Origin of the sequence: Prevotella melaninogenica (assembly GCF_018127925.1) — a bacterium.
GTDB lineage: Bacteria > Bacteroidota > Bacteroidia > Bacteroidales > Bacteroidaceae > Prevotella > Prevotella melaninogenica_C.
The window spans coordinates 157,917-182,543 of the sequence record NZ_CP072348.1; the positions used below are offsets into that span (position 1 = coordinate 157,917).

General features: G+C 43.3%; 18 protein-coding genes. 5 read left to right on the forward strand and 13 right to left on the reverse strand.

Annotated features, from left to right (window positions below):
* Nucleotides 1–60: 60 nt before the first annotated feature.
* The 6 genes from J4861_RS06135 to J4861_RS06160 all read right to left on the reverse strand — a co-directional run bounded on the left by J4861_RS06135 (nt 61) and on the right by J4861_RS06160 (nt 9,769).
* A complete protein-coding gene (locus J4861_RS06135) occupies nt 61–2,883 on the reverse strand; it encodes a M16 family metallopeptidase (protein ID WP_211817264.1) in 2,823 nt (940 codons plus the stop codon).
* Nucleotides 2,884–3,084: 201 nt separating this feature from the next.
* Nucleotides 3,085–4,686: a DUF6850 family outer membrane beta-barrel protein gene (locus J4861_RS06140; RefSeq protein WP_249110883.1), complete on the reverse strand. Its 1,602-nt coding sequence runs from the start codon at nt 4,684–4,686 to the stop codon at nt 3,085–3,087.
* A gap of 45 nt (nt 4,687–4,731) precedes the next feature.
* Nucleotides 4,732–5,850, reverse strand: coding sequence for a DUF4876 domain-containing protein (locus tag J4861_RS06145; protein WP_211817266.1), 1,119 nt, complete (start codon nt 5,848–5,850; stop codon nt 4,732–4,734).
* A 30-nt stretch (nt 5,851–5,880) separates the two neighbouring features.
* Nucleotides 5,881–6,396, reverse strand: a complete 516-nt coding sequence (locus tag J4861_RS06150; RefSeq protein ID WP_211817267.1) for a T9SS type A sorting domain-containing protein — start codon at nt 6,394–6,396, stop codon at nt 5,881–5,883.
* 38 nt (nt 6,397–6,434) lie between these two features.
* The gene (locus J4861_RS06155) at nt 6,435–6,815 is read right to left on the reverse strand and encodes a hypothetical protein (RefSeq protein ID WP_211817268.1); all 381 of its coding nucleotides are present in this window, start codon (nt 6,813–6,815) and stop codon (nt 6,435–6,437) included.
* A complete protein-coding gene (locus tag J4861_RS06160) occupies nt 6,815–9,769 on the reverse strand; it encodes a TonB-dependent receptor (protein WP_211817269.1) in 2,955 nt (984 codons plus the stop codon). The genes J4861_RS06155 and J4861_RS06160 overlap by 1 nt, the downstream gene beginning before the upstream one ends.
* Nucleotides 9,770–10,440: 671 nt before the next feature.
* Here J4861_RS06160 and J4861_RS06165 point away from each other — a divergent pair.
* From J4861_RS06165 to J4861_RS06175, 3 genes are all read left to right on the forward strand, one after another.
* Nucleotides 10,441–10,647: a hypothetical protein gene (locus tag J4861_RS06165; RefSeq protein WP_249110885.1), complete on the forward strand. Its 207-nt coding sequence runs from the start codon at nt 10,441–10,443 to the stop codon at nt 10,645–10,647.
* 54 nt (nt 10,648–10,701) lie between these two features.
* Entirely contained in the window at nt 10,702–12,243 is a 1,542-nt protein-coding gene (locus J4861_RS06170; RefSeq protein ID WP_211817270.1) for a hypothetical protein, read from the forward strand.
* Between the two features lie 384 nt (nt 12,244–12,627).
* Entirely contained in the window at nt 12,628–13,062 is a 435-nt protein-coding gene (locus J4861_RS06175) for an HU family DNA-binding protein (protein WP_211817271.1), read from the forward strand.
* 261 nt (nt 13,063–13,323) lie between these two features.
* Here J4861_RS06175 and J4861_RS06180 read toward each other — a convergent pair whose 3' ends face one another.
* The 5 genes from J4861_RS06180 to J4861_RS06200 all read right to left on the reverse strand — a co-directional run bounded on the left by J4861_RS06180 (nt 13,324) and on the right by J4861_RS06200 (nt 19,668).
* Nucleotides 13,324–15,618, reverse strand: coding sequence for a RelA/SpoT family protein (locus J4861_RS06180; protein ID WP_211817272.1), 2,295 nt, complete (start codon nt 15,616–15,618; stop codon nt 13,324–13,326).
* Between the two features lie 40 nt (nt 15,619–15,658).
* Complete coding sequence (locus J4861_RS06185; RefSeq protein ID WP_211817273.1) at nt 15,659–16,795, reverse strand: lytic transglycosylase domain-containing protein; 1,137 nt, start codon at nt 16,793–16,795, stop codon at nt 15,659–15,661.
* A gap of 40 nt (nt 16,796–16,835) precedes the next feature.
* Complete coding sequence (locus tag J4861_RS06190) at nt 16,836–17,615, reverse strand: DUF5683 domain-containing protein (protein ID WP_211817758.1); 780 nt, start codon at nt 17,613–17,615, stop codon at nt 16,836–16,838.
* Nucleotides 17,616–17,785: 170 nt separating this feature from the next.
* Entirely contained in the window at nt 17,786–18,691 is a 906-nt protein-coding gene (locus tag J4861_RS06195) for a ParB/RepB/Spo0J family partition protein (protein ID WP_211817759.1), read from the reverse strand.
* A 209-nt stretch (nt 18,692–18,900) separates the two neighbouring features.
* Nucleotides 18,901–19,668 (reverse strand): ParA family protein, encoded by a 768-nt coding sequence (locus tag J4861_RS06200; RefSeq protein ID WP_211817274.1) that lies wholly within the window; start codon nt 19,666–19,668, stop codon nt 18,901–18,903.
* Between the two features lie 114 nt (nt 19,669–19,782).
* Here J4861_RS06200 and surE point away from each other — a divergent pair, with 114 nt between their 5' ends.
* On the forward strand, nt 19,783–20,556 hold the full coding sequence (surE, locus tag J4861_RS06205) for a 5'/3'-nucleotidase SurE (RefSeq protein WP_211817275.1): 774 nt from the start codon (nt 19,783–19,785) through the stop codon (nt 20,554–20,556).
* Between the two features lie 12 nt (nt 20,557–20,568).
* Entirely contained in the window at nt 20,569–21,768 is a 1,200-nt protein-coding gene (gene lpxB, locus J4861_RS06210) for a lipid-A-disaccharide synthase (RefSeq protein WP_211817276.1), read from the forward strand.
* 518 nt (nt 21,769–22,286) lie between these two features.
* Here lpxB and J4861_RS06215 read toward each other — a convergent pair.
* Nucleotides 22,287–22,757, reverse strand: a complete 471-nt coding sequence (locus tag J4861_RS06215; RefSeq protein WP_211817277.1) for an HU family DNA-binding protein — start codon at nt 22,755–22,757, stop codon at nt 22,287–22,289.
* Between the two features lie 273 nt (nt 22,758–23,030).
* Nucleotides 23,031–24,614: a hypothetical protein gene (locus J4861_RS06220; RefSeq protein WP_211817278.1), complete on the reverse strand. Its 1,584-nt coding sequence runs from the start codon at nt 24,612–24,614 to the stop codon at nt 23,031–23,033.
* Nucleotides 24,615–24,627 lie beyond the last annotated feature (13 nt).

The following is a 24,627-nucleotide window of genomic DNA, read 5'->3' on the forward strand; positions in this document are numbered from 1 at the left end:
AGTGGGTGTTAAACTTGGGTTAAGTAGGGTTACTTTTTGCAATCTATAATATAGAACGGCTTAGATTCCCTTTTCAGACTGCATCGTCACTTCAATACGGCGGTTACTCTTGATAAGGTTGCGGGCAATACGCTGGATGTCAGCAGCTGTGATATTGCGCACGATTGTCTTGTAGTCTTTGTCAAAGTCAACTCCGTGGCGCAGCTGGTTGTATATCACGTAGAGCCAGTAGTCGTTGGTAACAGAAGACTGGTCGTACTGCTTCAGGAGGTATTCCTTCACCTTTTGCAGACTTACTGCCTCTGGACCCTTATTCGCAATGTGCTCAATCTGCTTTGTGATGATCGGCATTACCATGTTATACTTGTCTGGGTCGGTATCAAAGGCAATCTTCAACATGGCGTGAGGATTGCTTGACTTACTTAGACTCTGCTGCAGCTTCACACCATATACTCCACCTTTCTCCTCACGGACAGAGTCGGTATAGGCGATAGACAATACACGCTTAAAGACGTCGAGTTCTAAATCAGACTTCGCTGTATAAGGTTCGTCCCATGTGTAGAAGATGGTTACACGTGCCAATGGCGTCTTCATCTTTTTTTCAAAGCGGTGAGTCTCGTTGCAGTTGCGCACGTCAGGATAAGTCTTCGCAAAGGTTTCCTTTTTGCCTGTTGATGGTAGAGAAGCAATGTACTGCTCTAAGAGAGGGCGCAACTGAGCGATGTCAATGTTACCCATGATAATCATCTTGAAGTTGGAAGCATTGCTGAAACGCTCCTTGTAAATCTCAAGAACACGGTCATAGCTCACCTTGTCAAGTGATGCAGCCTTGAGTGGTTGTACACGTGGCGAGTTATCGTAAACGATAGCTGCGATAGAGTCGTTGTAGCTAACGTTAGGACTTACCTCACGGTTGGTGAGGAAAGAACGCATACGGTTAACTTCTGACTGGAACACCTGATCATCACGACGGAGATTGGTAAAATACAAGTAAGTAAGTTCAAACAGTGTGCGGATGTCTTTGATAGATGAATTACCGCTGATAGACTGTGTTTCATTGCCTACACCAGCGTTGATACGAACAGTCTTGCCAGCTAAGAACTTATTGAGTTCTGTTGCACTGAAACGGCCAACACCACCTTCTTTTACAGCTGCTGAGATAAACTGTGTGTTAATCAAGTCCTTGGCTGGATAGAGGGAAGAACCACCTTCTGCAAAGAAGTTCAGTGTCACAGCATCCTTCTGATAGTCGGTCTTCTTGAAGTAAACTTTCACACCATTGCTCAGGGTGATTTCCGTTGTTCCGTGCAAGCCTGCTTTCTCACTCTTGATACGTCCCTTCTTCGGTAACGTCTCTATAAGTTTATCGTCCAACTTCTTCTCGACATACTTAGGATAGGTCTTTGCCTGTGCATCGAGAACCATTTGCTCAAACTGCGCATCTGAGGGAACATTTACTCCAGCTTTGTCTGGTGCATATACAACAAGCACCTGATTCTTATTCGTGATGGCTTCACGCATAGCCTCATTGACCTCGTCGAGTGTCACCTCATTAAAGAACTGGTCATCGAGTTGCTTGTCGTAAGCCTCGGTGGTGATGGGTTCATTATCGAGGAAATTCTGCTTTGCACGACGTACATAGTATGAATTGCGACGGTCGTTACGTTCATTGTATTGGCGGTCAATCACCTTCTGGCGGAAAGCTTTGGCACGAGCAAGTTCTGACGGAGTAAAACCATGCTGACGGATTTGCTCAATCGTACCCACTGCTGCATCAAACGAACCCTTTACATCTTCCTGACGAGCACCAAAAGAGAGGACAAAGGCATCTTTTGTACGACTAATCAAGAATTGTCCCATACGTGCAGAAGCACTCAAACAAGGCTTTGGATTCTTGTCCTGCATCTCGTTAAGGCGTTCGCCAATCATATAAGAGACTAAGTCGTCAACATATCCGTCTCGCTGATATTTTACCGAAGACTTCTCTGAATCGGGTGTAGCCTCACGCTTCATATAAAGTGTAACGAGCATGATAGGTTGTTCTGAATCCTTCAATGAGGCTACAATCATCTTGTCGTTGTCATTCACTGGGAAGTAATCACGATGAGCAGCATTTTCAGGCATAGGAATAGCAGAGAAGACAGACTGAATCTTCTTCTCCATCTGGTCTACATCAATATCACCCACAACGATGATTGCTTGTAGGTCTGGGCGATACCATTTGTGGTAATAGTCGCGAAGTGCCTTGTAAGGGAAGTTGTCTACAATCTCCATCTTACCGATTGGCAGACAGTCTTCATACTTCGTACCACGATAGACGATTGGCAATGCCTCTTCCATCAGACGCTGTGAAGCCATACCAGCACGACGAGTACGCCACTCCTCATGAATGACACCACGCTCTTTGTCTATCTCCTTGTCCTCAAGGTCCAAGTAGTGACTCCAGTCGTGGAGGATAAGTAGGGTAGAGTCGATAGTTGCCTCATGCTTTACTGGTACGGAACTAACATTATAAACCGTTTCGTCAACGGAGGTGTAAGCGTTGAGGTTGGTACCGAACTTGATACCATGTGCCTCACACCAGTGAACGATACTTGGTGAAGAAGGGGTATTCTTGAAGTTCTTACTTCCATTGAAAGCCATGTGCTCAAGGAAGTGAGCCAATCCTCTTTGGTTAGGTTCTTCGAGAATACTTCCCACACGCTGTGCAATGTAGAAGTCGGCTATTCCTTTCTCCTTAGCATTGTGGCGTATGTAATAGGTCATACCATTCTTCAACTTACCTATGCGGAAGCTGTTGTCGGTACTGACATTCTGCGCCATAGCACCTGTCACGAGGAGCAGGAGTACAAGCGCATTGATGATTCTTTTGTTCATTAACATAATATGTGAGTGATTCCTTTTATAATTCTTTTATGTCTGTCTGATTTTTATTCTTTATAGGATAATGTCTTTCTATTGATGAGTTGCCTTCGTCTTAATAGCATATCGTACTCTATTAAGTGCTCCGCACGTGTGGTGCGGAGGCCCAACACTACTTGTGCAAGCGCTTAACACCATTCGTGCTGACCAATAGTAAGACTGTTAGAAGGTGCAACCAATGGTCAGTCTGCCCGTTGAATAGTTCCTACCTATGAGATAAGCGTTGCCGTCGTTGGTGTGACGATGGGTGAAGTCGAAGGCAGTGTAGGTCTTCAGCTTGGTTCCTGGAAGGACAAAGGCATATTTAAGTCCGAGCTGGAGGGAGTATTGTGGGTCTGTAAGATACTTATACTCACGATACATCAGTACGTCTATCGTAGGAAAACCGTTCTGCTTGTCAGATGGTTTAGCTAATGTTCCATCCTCGAAAGCATCGCCCTTTCCCTTCTTATAGGCAAAGCCTGCTTGTAGTGAAAGTACTCCCTTTCGGAAAAGGAGGTTACGTGTAAGACTTGTATAAGCCTCTGTAGTGTGGATGTCTTGACGTCGGAAGTAAGGGTAGCTGTAGCCTGTCTGCTTGCGATGAGCGAAGTTAGTGCCCGCTTCTATCGTCCAAAGAGGTAACTCGTTTGTCACTCCATAATAGCCTGTATAGCCAAGATGCACATCGTTCCACGCCTTATTGGCACTCTTTACCGGGTCAAGATACTGATAGAAATATGCCCCTTGTTTGTTTTTGTTAGAACGATAAGCATTCATCTCGTTGACAAGATTCTCGCTTGAGAAACTAAAGTCAAGATGATGTATCTGCTTTTCGAGTTTCAGAGAGAGGCGTGTCTGGTAGTCATAAATATGGCTATGATGATTGGTGTGAACAATCGTATAGGGTGACTTCCTACCATAATAACCCTTGCGATAAGCCATGTCCAAGTGGTTAAACCATGAGAGATGTGGTAGGATTTCCCAGCCAAGTTGTAAACCTAAACCATGATATTCATTGAGCATAGGTTGTTCCCTATTGCTATCAGTAAAGCCCGAACTACTGAAGGGTTCAGTCTTACCAATCCACGGACCATAGTTGATATAAGACGTAAACTCTTGTGCATTTGAAGCGTAGGTACTAAAGATTACGCTCTCTGTGTTCCGTCGGTAAGTATAGTCAAGACCAAGACTAAAAGGCTGTAATGGTATATAGACACCTGTGGTGAGGGCTAAATCCATCAGCTTTGTCTTATGTCTTAAATCCTTATACTTAGCAACGTTTGCCGCAGTGAAGTCCACCTTTGTACCAATGGCAAGTCCTTTATATATCTCCCAAGACAATGCCCCCATAAGATTATAGGTGTCACGATGCTTTGTGCCAGCATTATTTAGCGAGTCTTCGACAATATCGAACGGTAGACGTTGGGTTTGTATGAACGCCGAACCAGTCATATTACGCCCAGAGAAGTTGTCATAACGCATACTTCCCGACAAGACAATCTTGTCTGTTAGTCGATAGAATGAAGACACGTTAGCACCCGCCTGCACGGTACGTGGCGACGCATCATAGTTGACAAAGCCTCCCTTGCCATACTGCACATACACTTCAGCCAAGGAAATGTTCTTTGTCTTGAATCGTGCTAAGGCCGCTGCATTGTCATTCCTCAGCCATGCATCGCTATTGGCAACGAAGCTAAAATCACGATGGAGCAGACTATCCTTAGCCTGCTCCTGTGCGTTGAGGCTGGCAGAGAGGGTTACTCCTGCCAGTATAAGTGTCATGAACCTATATCTCATCTTACAGGTTATGTTCTTTTATCATCTGTTTTACTTGTCTCTCAGTGAGAACTGACTGCGCTCGTGGAAGTCAGCAGTAGAGTTGTTTGTGTCCATGTAGACAATCTTTGCTCCCTTCTTCATAGATGCTTCAGCGTCGATATGACTTGGGTCTGCGCCATACTGATAGTTATAAACCAACTTATCGGCATTGCCTTCAATCTTCTTTGTAGCTACAGCATCCACGTTACGATATACACTATGACCAAGTTTGATAGTCTGTTTTACATAACCAGCATCTACGTCAGAGCCGAAACGCTTCTTACTCTCGCTCTCTTTAATTTCCTGATAAACCTCAACACCATCGATAATCCAGTCTGTAGGAACTTTCAAAACAGCATAAACTTTTGTCTTTGGCTTGTCTGGTGCATATGTGATATTGCTTGCATCGTTTGCGAAAGCAGCAGGTGTTGTGTTCTTTGTCTGGAAGATGAAGAAAGCTGGAGATGTCTGACTAAGTGGCCAAGCATTAGCTTGTCCAAATTTTACTGCCTTTAGGTATTGGCTGGCTGGGATAACATCAGCCGGTGTTGGATAATAGGATGTCATGTTGAAACCAGACTCTGGATCATACATTGTATAGTAGTCCTTGTTGGCATAGTTAACGCTCTTTGAATAGGTCTTGGTGTTATCTATTGCTCCCATACAGTTAATAACAACCTGTGAGTAAGGTTCAATCACCAATGAATTCTGGAAGTACCATATACCACAAGCTGCTGGAACCCATCCCTGTGATACATAAGATGGCTCTGTCGCACTTGCACTATACCATGCATTTGCAGCATGTGCATTGTATGGATCTAACATACCAATAGCCAAGTTGCTGATTACCGCTGTCTTACCACCATTGTTGTAGAGGATAAAACCCTTGTCAGATTGGAAGAACTTCTTGGGGTCTTTATCGTCTGGTACACCTGTTGTGTACAGTTCCTTGATGATAACTTGGTCAGCATTCTGATCAGGCAATTGGAAAGTAACGTTCTTTACATCTGATGCTTTGATAACTTGTACGGTACCATCGTTATGTGTCACAACCATATCCCATACTTGTGCATTGATGTTGCCAATGAAAGCGAACATGGCAACAAGGAGAAGTAATATTTTCTTCATATCTTTTCTATTTAATTTCTAATGTTATTCTTACTTATTCATAAACTTAAAACTCTTAGTTGGTGTGCGGAGGATGTAGACACCCTTTGGCAATGATGACAGGTCAAGGGCAACTCGTCCTTCACCATCTGCTGTTACAGAACTGATTTGTGTACCATTAAGATTGTAAATAGCCACTCTTGCACCTGCTTTCAATCCACTTACTTCTGCATTACTGAATGAGAATTGAGGTGTATTAGACCCATTTTTTTGGTCATTCGAAGGCACACTACTAATGCTTGTCGGCACCTTCTTCTCAATAAAATGGTAATCCTGCACGCCTGTCAGTGCTGTTGTGAGTTTCTGATCCTTACAAGTAATAACAAGGTTGTTTGCCTCTATGGTTATAACAGGAAATGACTCCAAAGCAAACTCGGTCTTTGTTCCATTCGTTTCGGTCAAGACAAGGCAGGTTATCATCTTCTCTTGTACTGTCTGTGCAAAGCCACTAAGGGGAATGAACGACAGTGTCAAAGCGATAAGCCCTATAAAACTTATTTTCTTCATAAACATTGTTTTTAATTTATACTATCTTTATTTCTCTTTTAATTCACGATACGTTTCTTCGACATTACTAATGGTAAGGTTACCACGTGAGGAGAGTCTACTGCAACGACTACCTGCGACTTGGCACCATTGAAGAAGTAGCGATAGTCTGTGGTCTCCTTTCTTGCAGAGCTGCTGACCTTATACAAACCGGATGGAATGCTGAAGTGAGCCACTCCTTGTGTATCTGTGCTATCAACAAAGGTACTTGCCACCGCATCTTGTAACTCAACGCGCAGTCCTTCATACGACCCGTCATAAGTGCTTGGGAACTCTAACTTCACATCAAAGTTGATAACCTCAATCCCTTCTTCATAATCAGCACACGAGACCAACAGCGTTATCACGCATACTGCAAGTAAACAAAATATCTTTCTCATTATATCTTTAATCTTAATGAAAGTCCATAATAGAAGCTCGGAACATACCCACTACCAAAGAGACTTGTTTCAAGTCCTGTCTGGGAAGAGTGTATCTGAGCAAGTGTGTTAAAGAAGTTATTGGCATAAAAAGATATAGATACGTGCTTACCAATTTCCTTTGTTACACTCAAGTTAGCCGACCAGAACGCACTCAACTTATTCGGATTCAATGTGTAAGGATAGTTTGTTCGCACAACCAACTGTGCTAAGTCGTTGTATAACCCTCTGTCATTCGTTGCTGCCCAACGTAACTTCTCTGCAAAAGGAACCAGTGTCTCTGGTGCATCCCATGTGCTGTAATATTCTGGATAGACGATGACTGTTTGATTCTTTTTCTTACCATTATATGCCTCACCAAAGTATTCATTCCCACTATTCACGACATATCCTCGACTGCTGGTAGCTCTACTGTAAGTATAGAGTGAGCTTTCCATGCGCAAAGCAATGATGAGTCGAATCTTTGGTATATGTGTCGTCAATGTGACATTCATATCCACCTGCCCACTAACAGAGCCATTTGAAGGTGAAGCATTGGCAGTATAGTTGGTTGAAGTAGCTGCGCCACCACGATAATAACCAATATACTGATAGAGCTTTCCGTCTGACTGACGTGTGTTCAGACCTACAGGAATATCTGCAAAGAGGGTTTCGTCCTGTGCCTTATAATGATAATACTTACCATCAACACGTACCTGTGTGCGGAGCGACTTAATCTGTTTGAAATCTACAATCCATTCTAAACCATAGCGACTCAATGGGTCAGCATTCACATATTTTGTATTGGTAACGTAGGTGTTGCGCTCGTCATAACCGAGTACAACTGGTTTTTTTACACCGCTGGCATCACTTACTGTCACAACACCTGTTTGTGGATCAATCGAGAAGAGACGATTTGGAGCATCAATACCACTTGCTTGCAGTCTTGCAGGTGAGGTGTATTTATAGGTGAAAGGTGAGTAAACATTCGTTGCCATGTAAGGATTGAAAATCTTACTATGGAAGAATGACAAGTTGACATCTGCTATCTTCGTTCTCATCTCCACACCTAAATCCCACTGGTTGGCGTGTTGCCACTTCAAAGCAGCATTGTATCGTGCCTTTGAAGGGTAGGTGTAATAAGCGTAATACGAGCGGTTGTTTGCATCACTTGTAGACGAGAATGCTAACATATCACGATAAGATGGAGAAGGGTAGAGTACTTGGAAACTTGGAAGTTTCACGCTCTTGCCCCATCCTGAATGTAAGCTAAGACTATTAACCCAACTTTCTTGGTCAAAGCGAAGCACGTAACGCATATTCAGTCGTGGTGAAAGACTACCCACTGTACCGTATTCTGAGCCTGGAATGGAGGTAATATCTTCACGTACACCTGCTGTCAATTCAATGTTCTGTTTATCATTGATAGCCATTGATAGCTTGTCTTCGGCATAGAGTGCCATATTGTTTAAAGCGGGAAGGGCATCAAAACGATATTCACGCCATGTTGGTGCATAGCGCATATTCTCGTAGTATGTTCCCTTTCCTTTGTTCTTACTGCTGGTCCACTCTGCACCAACAAGTAGGCGATTGCGGAACTTTCCAAATGATTTATTCCAATTGCCCTTTAGCTTCAAACTATAGGTGAATGGCTTTGAGTCGCCGAAGCCACGTAGATACCAATAACCCGTAGGACCAAGGATTATGTTGGCAGAAGGGTTCTTGTCGTAGTCTTCAGCAATGTTATATCCCTCCGTCAAGGTGTGGATATAAGGTTGTGTAGAACTACTACTCTCGTTGCTATAACTTTCTGAGCGTTTGTCAGCGTAGGTGAAGGCTGCTGTAAAATTAAGGTTGGTTATCCATGACTTGTTCAGCAACCAATCAAGGCGCACATTAGCTCCCACATTATTATCCTTAACCTTATAATAACTGTCTAAGTTGCGGTCTGGGTCTGCCTTTGAGTCATAACCTCCCACGCCTCCATTCAGACCGATGTCTAAGGTTAGAGGCTGTGTCTTTTTCATAAAGACATTCATATAATGTAGTGACAGCACATTGCGCTGATAAGCTGTATAAGGTGAAGCTGCATCCGAGAAAGAGCGTGCATGTTCAAGGGAGAAATTGATAAGTCCAGCATTCTTGCCCAAGTCTAATCCTTTGTGAAGGGCTATTTGGCGGGTGTGCTGATTGATACTTCCTTCTAAGATAAAAGGTGAACTACCTCTGCGTGTCTTTACCTTTACTACACCGTTGGTGAGATCGCCGTATTCAACAGAGGCAATACCGGGTACAACTTCCACGCTTTCAATGTTAGAAGCACTTACGCCACGCGTACTTACACCAGCCGTTTCGCCCATCGTAGCATTGTTGTTAAGTCGAATGCCATCCACTTCTATGGCTGTTCCAAACGATGCATTACCTCGCTCTGATGAACCGCTACGCAAAGTAAGCTTGCTATCGTTCATCAAAGAGGGGTTCACACTCTTACCGCCCGGCAGGAGTTGGGCAATATCGCCCAAAGTCATTATCTGTTGATTGTCTAATGTCTTACGGTCAATGGTGTAAGAGGTTGTTATCTCATCTTTCTTTCGATGCGCAACAACTTGTACTTCATCAAGTTGAAGGTTGTCTTCGGCAAGGCGCACGTTGAGCGTGGCACCATCAGCATTAATGATGACAACTATTGTTTGTTCTGCATAACCAAGACAAGAAATCACCGCTGTACACTTTCCTTTCGGTACGTTTTTTATCGTGAAACAACCTTTTTCGTCCGTAAAAGCGTATAAGCGATTTTCCTTCAATGTGACTGTTGCGTAGGCGATAGGCTTACGATCATCTTTGCCAACAACACAACCTGTCAGTGTCTGGGCTATACCATTGATACTTAGTCCGCAAAATACAATAGACGCTATCATCCTATTCGTGAAACTCATCAGTGCAAAATTATAATAAGATAAAGAACCCTACAATACTTAAAAGTTGGTATTTATAAGCTTTTCTCTATTAATTTTATAGGATTTCTATATTTCTTTCGCATTTCCTTGCCAGTTCTAAAAAGATGTTTTACCTTTGCGGCCGTGAAACAATTAGCAATGACATATCCAGCCAATTCAGCGCAGCAAAGAAACTTTGATTTCTTTGCCTTTTTTAGTGCTTTATATTTGGTAGTTTCAGATATTTTGCTAACACACACACACACACACACACACACACACACAGGCGCACCTAGCGTTTAGTCATACTTTTTTTCTTCCATCCTACGCGCGCGCGAAGCGTGGTGTAACGCTTGTAAACAAAGGACTTCATGGAGTTTCCTTTGTTCGCTTTTTTGTGCCCGTTTGCGAGCTATCAAGAAAGCAAAATAAGAACGTTTTAAGCACTTATTTTACCACAATAATTCATTGTAATTCTCTGATTAATTTTGTTTTCACTCATCGATGTTTCAGGCAGGCAGCAGTACGATGCTGTCTGCCTGTAGGGGGAAGAAGGCAAACGGTCAGCGGATTAAGATAAGAAGTTATCAGGATGTATATATATAAAGGTGGCGTAATGAAGCCACATCTAGAGAACAGTAACAACTATTTTTAATCAAATCAAAAAAGCAATGAGAAAGAAACAAGAAAAGAAGGATTATTCTGCCCCATGTTGCATGATAATCCAAGTAAGCGAAACCACTTATTTGATGGATACGTCTTACCCCGGTCAGCACAACCCAGCCCAGTCAGGCGGCACCTCTGGTGATGCCAAGCAGGCTCCAAGTTGGATGACAGAAAGCGAAGAAACGACGGAGCATTCTTCATGGGAAGATTAACAGAGAGTTATTAACCAAGTAAAGAAAACAAAATCGAAAAAGAAGAAACAGACAATGAAAAAGAAATTATTCAAGACCCGCCTGTTATCATTCGCAGCTTTCTGCGGGCTCACATTCGCGTTTGCATCCTGTGCTAATGAAGACGTAGCGCAGAAGCCAAACAACACTGATAATGATAAGAATCTGACAACCTTCACAGCGGGTGACCCTTCAACGCGCACCTCAATGGAGAGCGATGGCAAGTTCTTTTGGGAAGCAGGCGACAGGATTTGGGTAAAGGACGATGATGGTACATGGCAACAAAGCAGCAACGCTCCAACAGCAAAGGCCGCCAGCTTTAAGTTTAAAGTGCCTGGTAAGTTTACACAAAGCACCAGCTATAAGGTTTATTACCCAGGTCAGAGTGGTAATCAGGATCAAGTAACCATCGCTGCTAGCCAGAGCCAGGCAGCGCCAAATACAACTGCTCACTTTGGCACATCAGGCGATTGCGGAATGGCTGATGCATCAAAGCAGTCAAACGGCTCGTTTGCTTTTACTCTTGACCACAAAGCTGCTTACTTGCTTCTTTTGCCACGTACCAGCAACACTATTTTGCATGATTGTTACTTAACTAAGGTAGAGGTAAACTCTGATAATGATATTACCGATATTTACACCCTCGATCCAGTGACAGGCAAACTCACAGGCACAGGTACAGGCAAGCAGATTGTTCTCACTACAAAGGGTAGCGGAACATACGTTAACGGTTTCCCTTTAACTAACAACTCCACAAGCGCTGCTACCAACGGTTCTTACGTTGTTATAAAGCCAGGTACCCATACACTCAAGATACGTTATTGGGTGAAGGACGTTGCAACAAACGTAGAGGGAACTATAACTAAGACATTAGCATCAGCAACCTACGACCAGAACAAGTATTATAACATCACTGCTAACCTTAACGTAAAGGACTACGACGGAACAAAGTACTACATGTGGGATGCTCAGCAGAATTATTGGGCAGGTCATGAATGGAATAGCGCAAATCCATGGCAGCCAGTGTTGAACAGTAACAGTAACAGCAACTACCCCCAGAGCAACACTGACTCTCGTTGGTACAACGAGGGCGGTGTTTCAGGTCGCTTCGATGCTACTGAGAGTTGTGCTGCTCTTCCCAACGCTAACGAGATGTCTTGGTACGTAATGTACGGCGATCCTCGTTGGGATACAGATGAATTATGGACAACTATGGGTCATTTATATAAAGGTGGTATGTGGTTTAAGAAGAAGTCCGTTCTACTGGCAGAGGGTAATTACGACACCGAGACATCTGCCGACGGTACAACCGACATGCGTACAACATACAAGGCCTACACCAACAGCAGCAGTAGTATCCTCCCTTCCGCCGCCGATGCAGGTAATTACTTCTACCTGCCCGCCTCGGGTAAGTACTTCTATGGTGTTCTGGGCTACTTTGGCACCGGCTACTATTGGTCGTCAAGTGCTGAGCCATGGACCAGCAACAACGCGTACCTCCTGTACTTCAGCGGTAGTAGCGTCAACGTGGACAACTACGGCCGCAACAACGGGTTAAGGGTCGGCGGGTTCGAGTAGTAAAGTCCCACCCCGACCCTCCCCAAAAGGGGAGGGAGCCTAATGGGATAAAGAGAGGATGAGAGATAAGAGAAAATCTAACGGGTTGCAAGAAAATTTCTAACCTGTTAGAAATTTACGGGGAACGTGTTAGCGAGAAATTTCTAACGGGTTAGAAATTTTCTTCCGACCCGTTAGAAATTCTACTCTGACCTACTATAGATTTTAAGCCTCCGCATCGTGCGGATTTTCAAAGCTTTGCGGAGGTTTTAAAATCTTTTGAATACTGAATAAACACACTTTGATTGAGCTAATCAAACTGGGTAAAAAAAACGAAACTAATGAAAAACGTGTTGCTGCAAAGTGCAGCACAAGTAAGTAATAACTAATAAAATTTTAAACACAATGAAAATCAAATTGATTGAAAGAAGAAAGCCAGGTACAAAGACTGGACCAGGTAAGTTTTATGCAAGTCCTGTGAACGTGGGGAAGAAGAACCTGCGGGATATTGCGCACGACATTGCGGGGCGTTCTTCGCTTACACGTGGTGATATCGAAAACGTGCTGGCGAATTTTATGGACTGTCTGCCTCATTATCTCCGCGATGGCTTTAGCGTGCAGTTAGGAGAGTTTGGCACGATGCGCCTGACACTTTCAAGCGAGGGAGCTGCAACGGAAAAGGCTTTTAAGACCGAGAAGATTAAGCCGCGTGTAACGTTTACGCCGGGTGTGGAACTGAAAGCTGCGCTGCGCGAGAACTCGTATGAGACAGTGAAAGAGGAAAAATCGGGCTCTAAGGAAAAAGGGGGCGGAAAGAGTCCCGGCCCTTCGCCAGAGTAGTCTCCGCCAACTCTCCCGAAAAAGGGGAAAGCCTTATCTTCAAGAGGGTTGTCAAAATGCAAATTAATAAGTTGACAACTTTTAAACTGTAAGTAGTTTTTCCCTAAAAGCAAAGAAAAGACCATTTCTTTACTCACAAACGAGTACAGAAATGGTCTTTTTTAATGAATTGTTTTAAACTTTAAGCTTATCAAAATGTTATTTGCATTTTCCTTCTCTTTTGTTATTCTTTTCTTACATTGTTACTTTGTTTTCTATCTTTTAGAGTACTTCCAGAACTTCCTGCATATCCTTGATATTCTTCATGCTCTCAACAATGAATTTAACATCCTTTCGGTCGTGAACTTGTAGTTCAATTGTTCCTTCAAAGATGCCATTGTCGCTGGAGATTGTTATCTTACGGATATTAACACCCAACTGGTCGGAGAGAACATCAGAGATGTCGTGCAGCATACCACTACGGTCAATACCACGAATCTCAATCGTTGCATCGAAGAACAAACGACGGTGCATATCCCATTTGGCATCCAAGATTCTACCACCATAGCTTGCTTTTAGCTTTGCAGCTACTGGACAGGCACGCTTATGAATCTCGATATGGTTTTTATTGTCAATATATCCGAGGATATCATCACCTGGGATAGCATGACAGCAATGTGGGAAGAGATAGCGATGTATGTTTTCTTCGTTGATGAAGATAGGCTTCTTTCTGTTGAGTTCTTTGGTTACAACGATTAAGCCTTCTGTACCTTCTATGTCCTTAGCCTCTACAGACTCAGTAGTCTTCTTGTCATTCGACTTTAAGAAAGGTACATAACGGCGCCAGCCACCTGAGGTAACACTCTTCTCAGACTTTGACTTTCCACGAAGCTCGTTCAAGTCAGTATCACCAAGGATAACGGTCTTGTCGCCGACAGCAAGGAAAAGGCTGTCATGCTTACGAAGGTCGTGCAGTTCACAAAGTTTATCCAATGTGGCTGTTGTCATCTCAAGGTCGTGAGCCTTCAGCCAAGCTGAAAGCTGTTCTTCACCTGCCTTTTGCAACTCACGGCTCTCACGTCGCAAGATAGCTTGTATCTTTGCTTTTGCCTTAGCGGTAGAAACAAAGTTAATCCATGAAGGATTGACGTGTTGCGACATAGAGGTCAGAATCTCTACCTGATCGCCACTTTGGAGTTTGTGGCTCAAAGGAACAAGCTTATGATTGACCTTTGCACCGATACAATGGCTACCGAGGAAGGTATGGATTTGAAATGCAAAGTCGAGTGCCGTACAACCTGCAGGCATCGTCTTAATCTCTCCCTTTGGTGTAAAGACGAAGATTTCAGAGGCAAAGAGGTTGAGTTTGATAGCATCGAGGAAGTCCATAGCATCTGGCTGTGGGTCGTCGAGAATCTCTTTTATCGTACTGAGCCACTCGTTCAATTCGCCCTCATCCTCAGTAATCTCACCACCATCCTTATATTTCCAATGTGCTGCAAAGCCTTGTTCAGCTAATTCGTTCATGTGCTCAGAACGTATCTGAACCTCAATCCAACGGCCCTTAGCAGACATGAGAGTTACGTGCAATGCCTGATAACCATTAGCCTTAGGATGGTTCACCCAGTCGCGCAGACGATCGGGATGACTCTTATAAATCTGACTGATAGCCACATAAATTTGGAAACAGTTGTTGATTTCCTCATCTGGTGACTTCGGTTTATAGATGATACGTACGGCAAGGATATCGTATATTTCTTCAAAGGTGACGTGTTTGTTCTGCATCTTATTCCAAATAGAATAAGGACTCTTTACACGTGCTTTAAGTTCATATTCAAAGCCCATCTTGTCAAGTTCGGCACGGATAGGTGCTGTGAACTGTTCAAAGAGGGTGTCACGCTGCGCCTGTGTTGAAGCAAGTTTCTTCTCAATAGAGGCGTATGCATCAGGATGTTCGTAGCGGAAGCTAAGGTCTTCCAACTCAGTCTTAATCTTATTCAGTCCCAATCGGTTTGCAAGTGGTGCATAGATGTAGAGTGTTTCACCTGCAATCTTATATTGTTTGCTGGCAGGCTGAGAAGCAAGAGTGCGCATGTTATGCAGACGATCGCATATCTTGATAAGGATAACACGAATGTCATCGCTCATAGTGAGCAAAAGCTTCTTGAAATTCTCAGCTTGTGCTGAAGCCTGTTCGCCAAAGATACCACCAGAAATCTTGGTTAATCCGTCAACGATTTGTGCAATCTTAGGACCGAAGATATTTTCCATATCTTCCACTGTATAGTCGGTATCTTCTACGACATCATGTAAGAGGGCTGCACAGATACTTGTTGCTCCGAGTCCCATCTCTTCACAAGCAATCTGGGCAACGGCAATAGGGTGCATGATATAAGGTTCGCCCGAGAGTCGGCGCACACCCTTATGCGCTTGTCGTGCAAAGTTGAAAGCCTTGGTAATGATATCAACCTTCTTTCGATGACGTGAAGCAAGATAGGTATCAATGAGATGCTGAAATGCATCATCTACCATCTTCTCATAGTCAATCTCCTTAACTTCAATATTGTCCTTGTCCATTGTGCATCCTCCCTTTATATAATAAGGTAAAAGAATCTTGTTAGTATGGCATGGTTCCTTGGCTTGTATTAGTAGCCGCGATAGTCATGCTTGGTTCTTCGTTTGGTGTTTCGTTTTGGTAAATTAGATCTTTGTAACCTTTGAACTTCTCAATCATTTCAGAAGGTAGGCGTAGCTTAGCAACACCATTGGTAGCAAAAGCCTTGATAAAACCCTGTCGATACTGTGGGTTAAGTACTTTTAAATCGTCCACATTCATACCTAATACGTTGGCAATCTTGGCAAGTGTAACGTCCTTCTCTATAATAATCGTGTCGCAGCAGTTAGGCAGACCTGTTGACAGAGGTGTGATGTTGTAATCAGCATAGTAGTTCATCACATAATTTGCTGCGATGAAAGCGGGAACATAGCCGCGTGTCTCCTTCGGTAAATGCTGATAGACAGCCCAGAAGTCAGCACCACCACCAGCCTTTGTGATAGCACTGCTAACACGTCCCGGTCCACAGTTATAGGCAGCAAGTGCCAATGTCCAGTCGCCAAATCGTTTGTAAAGATCGCTCAGCATACGTGCTGCAGCGTAGGAAGACTTCTCTGGGTCGCGGCGTTCATCAATATAACTGTCAATCTGAAGGTCATATTGTTTACCTGTTGAAGCCATGAATTGCCATAGTCCTGCTGCTCCCACACGTGAGGTAGCATTAGGGTTTAAGCCTGACTCTATCACAGGAAGATACTTCAGCTCTAATGGTAAACCATAGAAACGTAGTGCTTCTTCAAAGATAGGGTTGTAATAACGTGCACGTCCCAAGAGGTAAGAAGTTGATTGGCGTCCTGCCTTTGTGTAGCGATCGATATATTTCTTAACTTCCTCATTACAGGTCATTGTCATCACATTCGATAGATTACGCATCTTACGATCGATGACTTCCATACCGTTTTCTGGCTCTGTTGTGTTCGTAGAGGGTGTGTTTTCGAACCCTGTTTGTATGCCACTATTATAGAACTTATCATCTACATAGTCTACATCAACATATCCTGCCATCGTTTCTGATGCATCAGGAATCATCACATTCACAACTTTACCACGACTATCAACGACAGTTTGCTGTTGTGCATAGATTCCGCAGGTTGCTCCCATTGTAATAAGGAAGGAAACAATATATCTTTTTCTACTCATTATTTCTTAGTTAGTTAGCGCAAATACAGTGCGCTACTGCTTAGAATGTCAGACTACATCCAATACCTATTGCCGATGAACGGAAAGGGTTGTTAGGTGTAGCGATACTCTTATTTGATATGACCGTTGGTGCAATATGCAGTGAGAGGTCATCTGATATGTCAAAGTCGGATAAGGAAGCGTCTACGTAAGCATCAATAACTGATAAGGCATAAACCGCAATAGTTGTAAAGATACTTAGGTCACGCCAGCGACGATAGCGGTCTTTGCGTTGTTTGAAGATGTTCTTATAACGCTCTTCATTGGCAGGGGTAATCGTAGCTCCGAGATGTAGGAAGTTATTATAACTCTGCGTTGTTGGGTCATTGTCCATAATGTCCATATAAGCCTGCGCATAATCATGGTACATCTGGTTGTTCCATGTCATGGCATAGATACAGCCTACAAAGCCTCCATAGAAGATTGGTAGTTTCCAGTACTTACGGTTGTAGACCTGTCCAGCACCGGGGATGACGAGTGCAAGCCACAAAGCACGCTTAGGATTAGGGCGCCACTTAGACCAGTCGCGTCCCTGTTTCTTTACCATGCTGACACTATCCTTTCGCAGAACAGAAGTGAGTTTTCCCTCATCATCTGGTGTGAGGATTGCCTTCTCTTCTATATATTTATCCTGCGAACTCGGTATCTCAACGACCGTAGAGTCGCCTGGATACATAACCTTTAACGTGTCATGGGGCAGATCTTGTGCCTGCATGACCGTAACACTGGTGAGCATTCCGGCTATCAACAGTCCTTTGAGGATTCTATTTTTCATCTTCATCACTACCCTTTGTCTTGCTTAAGTTACTGGTTTGAAGGTTTTTTACTTATCCTTTGCTTTGTAGTCAGCCACTTGTTGAGGCTTCCTAATGCTTGAGAATCGTCTTTCTAAACCAGAATACTTGCTTATCTTATACTTACTAATACCTTAATCTTTCCGTATGGGAAGTATTACTTCATCTTATCCATCACTTCCATGATGTGAAGTAATTCCTCTTCTGATGCAAACGGAATACTAATCTTACCCTTTCCATCAGCGTTACAACTCATCTGTACCTTCGTATCGAAGAATGATGAGAGTCGCTGCTTGAGGATATTAAACTCCTCTGGAAGGCGAGTGCGAGCAGAAATCTTCTTCTTTGCACTCTGGATATCTTCTCCGTTATTGAGTTGCTGACACAGTTCTTCAACCTTGCGAACACTATATCCGTTCTTTAAAATCTCACGATAGAGTTTCAATTGCAGTGAAGGACTATCCAAAGAAAGCAATGCACGAGCATGTCCCATGTCTATTTCTTTCTTTTGCAGACCCATCTGTACCAATGCAGGAAGCTTCAATAAACGAAGGTAGTTAGCAATAGCAGCACGGCTCTTACCCACACGCTCTGCTACACGCTCCTGTGTCATTCCGCTCTTTTCAAGCAGATGTTCGTAAGCCAAAGCAATCTCAATCGCATTCAAGTCCTCACGCTGGATGTTCTCAACCAGCGCCAACTCCATTACATTCTCGTCCTTAATCGTACGGATATAGGCTGGAACAGCTTTCAAGCCTGCCAACTGACTGGCACGCCAACGGCGCTCACCAGCAATAATTTGGAAGCGATTCTCATCTATCTGGCGCAGTGTAATCGGCTGAACGAGTCCTAACTCACGAATACTATTCGCCAACTCTTCCAACGCAACAGGGTCGAATTCTCGACGAGGTTGGTTTGGATTCGCTTCAATCTGTTCTAAGGCAACCTCGTTGATAGTAGAACTTCCTTGTGTACTGACAGCTTCAGTAGATATTAAGGCATCCAGACCACGGCCGAGGGCATTGGTCTTTGCGTTTCGATTATATTTCTTTTGTACAGCCATAGTCTTTGTTTGGGAGTTAATGGAGTTAAGGAGTTTGGTGGAGTTAGCGGTTGTTTTGCCCGATGCTACGATGCTTTTCATTTCCAGTTCTTTGTCTCTTTATTATCTACAGCTAATCAATCTGTGATAGAAACATTAGTTTTACGACCTGAAAACGATACATCTGTGTGTCTCAAAGCATACCTTTACACTCCGTATCTTTCCCTTCTTTATTTCTTATTCTTTTCAATGATTTCCTTTGCAAGGCTAAGATGATTCTTTGCACCTGTAGAGTCAGCATCATAGAGGATAACTGGTAAACCATGACTCGGACTCTCAGAGAGTTTCACGTTACGCTGGATAACAGCCTTGAAAACTAACTCTTGGAAGTGGCGCTTCACCTCATCGTAAATCTGACGGGCAAGACGCAGACGACTGTCGTACATCGTCAGCAGGAAGCCCTCTATCTCCAACTTTGGATTTAGCTTACTCTTGATAATCTTAATGGTGTTCAACAACTTGCTGATACCTTCCAATGCAAAGTATTCACACTGCACAGGAATGATAACAGAGTCTGCTGCTGTCAATGCATTGACAGTAATCAAACCGAGTGACGGACTACAGTCTATCAGGATGTAATCGTAATCGTCACGGATTGGAGTAAGTAAACTGCTCATAACCTTCTCACGACCATTAAGCTTCAACATCTCAATTTCAGCTCCAACAAGGTCGATATGGCTTGGAACAATGTCCAATCCTTCTATGTCAGTTGTGTAGATAGCGTCTTTTATGTCGGCATGGTCAATGATACATTCGTAAAGCGAACAATCCACCTCTTTGATATCCACGCCCAAACCGCTGGAGGCATTCGCCTGCGGATCGGCATCAATCACCAGTACAGACTTCTCAAGCGTTGCTAAAGAAGCCGCCAAGTTAATGGTGGTAGTCGTCTTTCCGACGCCGCCTTTTTGGTTGGCAAGTGCGATAATCTTTCCCATTTTTCTATTTAATCCTATACATTTATTAGGCTACAAAGATACATATTTTATATGAGATTGCAGGGCTTTATAAACCTTTTTTCGTACTTTTGCACAGAAATCAAAGTGAAATTTATGAATTCTAAGAAACCACTCATACTTATATCTAACGATGATGGATACCACTCTAATGGTATTCGTACGCTCGTTTCATTTCTTTCTGATTTTGCAGAAATTGTTGTCTGTGCCCCTGAAGCAGGACGTTCGGGTTTCTCATGTGCTTTTTCGGTGGTTGACTATCTGCTGTTGAAGAAACGGAATAATATCCCTAACTGTGAAGTTTGGTCATGTTCGGGTACGCCTGTAGACTGTGTGAAACTGGCGTTAGACCGTATTCTTGTTGACCGAAAGCCTGACCTTATCTTGGGAGGTATCAATCATGGAGATAATTCATCAGTCAATAATCATTACAGCGGGACGATGGGTATTGCCTATGAGGGGTGTATGAAATATATCCCTTCTATTGCCTTTTCAAGTTGTGATTACGACCCTAATGCCGACCTATCTTACCTACGTGATTACGTAAGACTTATTGTCAAGAAAGTTCTTGCTGATGGTCTGTCAAAAGGTGTCTGCCTAAATGTGAACTTCCCTAAGGTTGAGAAGTTTGCAGGGCTGAAAGTTTGCCGTATGGGGTGGGGGAGTTGGACAAGAGAGGTTGAGGCTTGTAAGCATCCTCGTGGCTTCGATTACTATTGGATGACAGGGCATTATCGTAACGATGAGCCTGATGCAACCGATAATGATCAGTGGGCATTGGCGCATGGATATGTAACTGTTACGCCATCGAAGATTGACGTGACGGATTATGAAGTGCTCGATAAGATGAAATCGTGGGAATCTCTTTAATTCTTTGATATTATGAAGTATTACCTGATAGTTGGTGAAGCATCTGGCGACTTACATGCCTCACGCCTTATGCAGTCGTTGATGCAGTATGATCCAGAGGCTGAGTTTCGCTTCTTTGGTGGTGACCTGATGGCGAAAGTGGGGGGTACACGTGTGAAGCATTATCGTGAACTTGCCTATATGGGGTTCGTTCCTGTATTGCTGCATCTGCCCACTATCTTCAAGAATATGAAGATGTGCAAGGAAGACATCATGCGGTGGAAGCCTGATGCGGTCATCCTTGTCGACTATCCAGGGTTTAATCTTAGTATTGCAAAGTTTGTAAAGAAGAATACCAATATTCCTGTCTATTACTATATCTCCCCAAAGATATGGGCATGGAAGGAGTGGCGTATCAAAGCTATCAAGCGTGATGTAAAAGAAATGTTCTCTATTCTTCCGTTTGAAGTTCCTTTCTATGAGAAGAAACATAATTACAAAATACATTACGTTGGTAATCCGACTGCCGAGGAGGTTGATAATTTCCGTCATGTCTATTCGGAGTCGAAATATGAGTTCTGTCAGCGTAATGGCTTGTCTTCTAAGCCAATTATAGCTCTTCTTGCTGGTAGTCGTAAGCAGGAGATAAAGGATAATTTGCCTTCAATGTTGGAGGCTGCACGTCATTTTGAGGATTATCAGATGGTGGTTGCAGCAGCACCATCTATCACTGAAAGTTACTATAGAAAGTTTTTAAATGACAGCGAGGCAAAGATGGTGAAGACACAAACTTATGAACTTCTGAGTCATGCTACAGTAGCACTCGTTACCAGTGGTACAGCAACGCTTGAGACAGCTTTGCTGAATGTTCCACAGGTTGTCTGCTACGAAACGCCAGTTCCAAAGTTGATTCGCTTTTCTTTTAAACATATTATTAAGGTGCGTTTTATCTCGCTTGTCAATCTTATTGCCGACAAGGAGATTGTGCAAGAACTTCTTGCTGATCGTTTCTCAATTCGCAATATTGCCAACGAGTTGTATCGGATCCTTCCTGGTCAACCTTCGCGTGAACGTATGTTAGCTGATTATCAACTTGTTCGTGAACGATTAGGTAACGAGGTAGCACCTGATAATGCGGCAAGAATTATGGTCGAAAAGCTAACAGGTAGACAGGTTTATGAGTTGTCAAGTGAACCTGAAAACGAGTATGTTAGTGAGCAAACTTATGAATAAATAGATTGCTCGAAACCATGTGTTATTTATTAAGTAATACATTACTTTTAGTAAAACAAGTCTATCTGTCTCGAATTCTTTTCACGAATAAAAATATTTCTTTTCATGAAGAAAAATATTTATTATCGTGTAAATAATTATTTCTTTTCATGAAAATAATTTGTTATGAATAGATAAATAAGAAAGAGAGGATGTATCAAAATGCAAATACCATTTTGATAATCTTATAGTTTGAAACAATTCATTAAAAATGACCATTTCTGTACTCGTTTGTGAGTAAAGAAATGGTCTTTTCTTTGCCTTTAAAAGAATCCTACTTATAGATAGAAAGTGTCAAGTTATTAATTCGCATTTTAACACACCCTCTACTTGCATATAGCTCCTGCTACCAGCTTCCCTCTCTTTCATCACCAACTAAACCATTTAGTTTCCATCCTCCTCTAGCAAACTGTGCATTTCACTCCCCTCCCTATGGGGGAGGGGCCGGGGGAGGGGCCAGTTGTTGTTGCTGTTGTTTTTTACCCTGCCACTGGTCCACCCTCTTGTTTATTCTCCTTTTCTTTCGGCTCGGGGGCGGGGGTGAGGCTTTTTTTCTCCTTCCACTCTTCCCAATAAATATTATCCGAAACCAGCGAACGAGTGGCAACTTTGTTACTCTGCGTGCGCGAAGTCTCGGGAATGAAGCGTACACGAATGCCCTTTATCTGCTTTGCCGTGACTTCTTCTGGTTTTGCGATACCTTTATCGGCGTTAATGGTGTAGTAAAACGTGCCCACGCCCTCCAACTTCACCGTGCGACCCTCCGCCATGAAGGATGCCATCACACCACCTAAGTCCTTCAGTACAGCATACGTGTCACCACGACTCACGGTTGAAATCAATGCCAATCGGTCAGCCACTTGATCTGTTGTTACGGGCTTCCCCACGGTTATTGCTTCTGGATACCATAGCCCTGTTAGCTTCTTCTTTACTTTCTTAAAAAATGCCATAATATTAATGTTTTAAAGTTGATAAATATGATTTGTAAATTGTTTTCTTATTCGAGTCACCCTCGGTATGGGACTGAGGGTACCTAAGTATCATACTTAGGGTACCTGAGTATCATACTTAGACCCCCTAAGTATCATACTTTGGTACCCTATTTATAAGCCCTTGATTATCAATCACTTACAAAGGGTCTATTTTCACCCCTTTTTGTCATGTTTTTTCGCATTAATTCATGCCTTTTAGAGGGCGACACCTATAAAGGGCAATCGCGAGGACTACTCGAACCCGTCGACCCTGTACCCGTACCAGCGGCCGTAGAAGTTCATGTTGACTTCGTTACTGTTGAAGACCAGGCCGTACGCGCTGTAGCTGTACCATGGGCTAGCACTTGACGACCAATAGTAGCCTTGGTCGCCAACATTGTCCAGCTGATTAGAGTGGTAGTAACCCAAGGCGGGCAGGTAAAAGTATTTGCCTGCGTCAGCAGCGGAAGGAAGGGTCAGAGATACAGACCAGGTTTGGTTGTTGTTTGATGTACGCCAATCTGTGCCGTCGTAGGCTGTGTTGCTGTTGTAATGACCTTCTGTCTGTAATACAGACTTCTTCTTAAACCACATACCACCTTTATATAAATGACCCATAGTTGTCCATAACTCATCTGTATCCCAACGAGGATCGCCATAGGCAGCGTACCATGTCATCTCGTTTACGTTGAGAAGATCTTTACATGATGCGTGAGTGGCGTCGAAGCGACCTGAACCACCGCCTTCGTTGTAGTAACGAGAGTCAGTGTTGCTCTGGGGGTAGTTGCTGGAAGTCGTTGCGCCTGGAAGCCAACTATTGAGAGTTGGCTGGCCTACGCCTGCTGACAAGTTTTTTGTCCATTCGTAACCCTTCCAGTATTGTTCCTGAGCGTCCCACATATAGTAATGGTCACCATCGTAGTTCTTTACGTCAAGGTTAGCAGTGATATTATAATACTTGTTTTGGTCGTAGGTTGCTGATGCCAATGTCTTGGTTATAGTTCCCTCTGTACCTGTTGCAATGTCTTTCACCCAATAACGTATCTTTAGTGTGTGAGTTCCTGGCTTTACCACAACGTATGTACCATTGGTAGCTGCACTTGTAGCGTTATTAGTTAAGGGGAAACCGTTAGCGTATGTTCCGCTACCAACTGTTGAAACAACAATTTTCTTACCACTACCTGTACCCGTTAGTTTACCTGTAGTTGGGTCAAGCGTGTAAGTACTAGTAATGTCGTTATCTGAATTTACTTCTACTTTTGTCAAATAGCAGTCATGTAAGATTGTATTGCTGGTACGTGGCAAGAAGAGAAGGTAAGCCGCCTTGTGGTCGAGTGTGAAAGCAAATCCATTCTTTGTATTTGACCATGCTGCATCTGCCATACCACAATCGCCTGATGCACCAAAGTGAACGGTGGTATTTGGCATTGCCTGGCTCTGATTTGCAGCGATTGTAACTTGATTCTGATTGCCATTCTGACCTGGGTAATAAACCTTATAGGTGCTAGTCTTTGTAAACTTGCCAGGTACTTCGAACTTAAAGGTGGCTGTCTTTTCTGTTGGAGCATTACGACTTTGCTGCCATATACCGTTATCATCCTTTACCCAAATCTTGTCGCCTGCTTCCCAATAGAAAGCACCATTGCTTTCCATGGATGTGCGAGTTGCTGGGTCGCCCGTTGAGAAGATGGTAAAGTTCTTATTGTTATCTGTGCCATTAGGGTTCTGCGCTATGTCCTCATTAGCACAAGAAGCAAAAGCTAATCCTATACTGAACACAAGTGCCAAAGACTTTAGTCGTGATGCGAATGAATGTTGTTTCATTGTTTTCTTCATTGTTACTTTGTTT

Coding starts and splice junctions, on each gene's coding strand:
- J4861_RS06135 (WP_211817264.1), bottom strand. CDS start 2,883: ATGTTAATGAACAAAAGAATCATCAATGCGCTTGTACTCCTGCTCCTC.
- J4861_RS06160 (WP_211817269.1), bottom strand. CDS start 9,769: ATGAGTTTCACGAATAGGATGATAGCGTCTATTGTATTTTGCGGACTA.
- J4861_RS06215 (WP_211817277.1), bottom strand. CDS start 22,757: ATGGCATTTTTTAAGAAAGTAAAGAAGAAGCTAACAGGGCTATGGTAT.
- surE (WP_211817275.1), top strand. CDS start 19,783: ATGAATTCTAAGAAACCACTCATACTTATATCTAACGATGATGGATAC.
- J4861_RS06185 (WP_211817273.1), bottom strand. CDS start 16,795: ATGAGTAGAAAAAGATATATTGTTTCCTTCCTTATTACAATGGGAGCA.
- J4861_RS06165 (WP_249110885.1), top strand. CDS start 10,441: ATGAGAAAGAAACAAGAAAAGAAGGATTATTCTGCCCCATGTTGCATG.
- J4861_RS06190 (WP_211817758.1), bottom strand. CDS start 17,615: ATGAAGATGAAAAATAGAATCCTCAAAGGACTGTTGATAGCCGGAATG.
- J4861_RS06150 (WP_211817267.1), bottom strand. CDS start 6,396: ATGAAGAAAATAAGTTTTATAGGGCTTATCGCTTTGACACTGTCGTTC.
- lpxB (WP_211817276.1), top strand. CDS start 20,569: ATGAAGTATTACCTGATAGTTGGTGAAGCATCTGGCGACTTACATGCC.
- J4861_RS06140 (WP_249110883.1), bottom strand. CDS start 4,686: ATGACACTTATACTGGCAGGAGTAACCCTCTCTGCCAGCCTCAACGCA.
- J4861_RS06170 (WP_211817270.1), top strand. CDS start 10,702: ATGAAAAAGAAATTATTCAAGACCCGCCTGTTATCATTCGCAGCTTTC.
- J4861_RS06195 (WP_211817759.1), bottom strand. CDS start 18,691: ATGGCTGTACAAAAGAAATATAATCGAAACGCAAAGACCAATGCCCTC.
- J4861_RS06180 (WP_211817272.1), bottom strand. CDS start 15,618: ATGGACAAGGACAATATTGAAGTTAAGGAGATTGACTATGAGAAGATG.
- J4861_RS06175 (WP_211817271.1), top strand. CDS start 12,628: ATGAAAATCAAATTGATTGAAAGAAGAAAGCCAGGTACAAAGACTGGA.
- J4861_RS06145 (WP_211817266.1), bottom strand. CDS start 5,850: ATGAAGAAAATATTACTTCTCCTTGTTGCCATGTTCGCTTTCATTGGC.
- J4861_RS06220 (WP_211817278.1), bottom strand. CDS start 24,614: ATGAAGAAAACAATGAAACAACATTCATTCGCATCACGACTAAAGTCT.
- J4861_RS06155 (WP_211817268.1), bottom strand. CDS start 6,815: ATGAGAAAGATATTTTGTTTACTTGCAGTATGCGTGATAACGCTGTTG.
- J4861_RS06200 (WP_211817274.1), bottom strand. CDS start 19,668: ATGGGAAAGATTATCGCACTTGCCAACCAAAAAGGCGGCGTCGGAAAG.